The organism is Stenotrophomonas sp. P5_B8, assembly GCF_054049855.1.
This window is the reverse complement of the sequence record NZ_JBFULO010000787.1, coordinates 1-828: the sequence shown is the minus strand read 5'-3', so window position 1 is coordinate 828 and position 828 is coordinate 1. Positions and strand designations below refer to the sequence as shown.

At 54.8% G+C, this 828-nt stretch carries 1 protein-coding gene; it reads right to left on the bottom strand.

The features are described 5' to 3' along the window. Nucleotides 1-389: 389 nt before the first annotated feature. Nucleotides 390-828 (bottom strand): hypothetical protein (locus tag ACXJKH_RS21470; RefSeq protein WP_457322414.1); only part of this gene is annotated, 439 nt, incomplete at its 5' end.

Genomic DNA, 828 nt, shown 5'->3' with positions numbered 1-828 from the left:
GTATCTGGTGCCGGAAATAGGAATCGAACCTACGACCTACGCATTACGAACCCAGCCGACTGACTCCGGCGAGCGATCTAAGCGACAAACAACTGATTGCATAAGTCCGACTCCGGCCGAGCGGACCGGCATGAACCAATGCCAACCAGATGTCGCGCTCCGACCTGACTGTCCATTGCCCGGGCGATTGTACGGGATACAGGTTAGAGCTACTTCGCTAACCGTAAGCCCCTTATAAGCCACCGTTGCGGCCCGTGCACTGCTCCAGCAGCCAGAACAGACAAGCCATACCTTATAGCTCGTAGCGTCCTCAGAACCCAGGGCAATCGGCGCCGACTCTCAGGTCAAAGCCGCCCCACCTAGTGAGGCGGCCTCATGGGAGAAAACAACTACGCCTCCTCACAGATCCCGAGCTCAAGAGCTCTCTTCATCAACGTGGGGACACCACCGGCGTCCGAAACAGAGTAAATGTGAAGTCTTGTCATGGCGCGACTTCCGCCAAGATAAAGCGTGGCCAACCCACGCCTTTTGTCCATAGCCCCTGCCCCGTCCTCAGCAAACAGGACCAGGCTACTGACATCAAGCAGATAGACTTCATCAAACTGCAGCCCGGCAACAAACTCTGGCATTGAAAAGACGAAGCGGACACCCTTACTAGGTATCGTACCGATGTCTTCTCTCGCAGCGACAGGGACAAATAGATCGCGATACGCCCCTGCCCTCATATAGGTCTGGAAGCTGTTGTAATCGCAACAAAGGACTGCCACAGACCTTCCGCTTTTTCGTCTCTTTGCGCTTCTCGATGCTAGTGGAAAAACAGCCTCATAT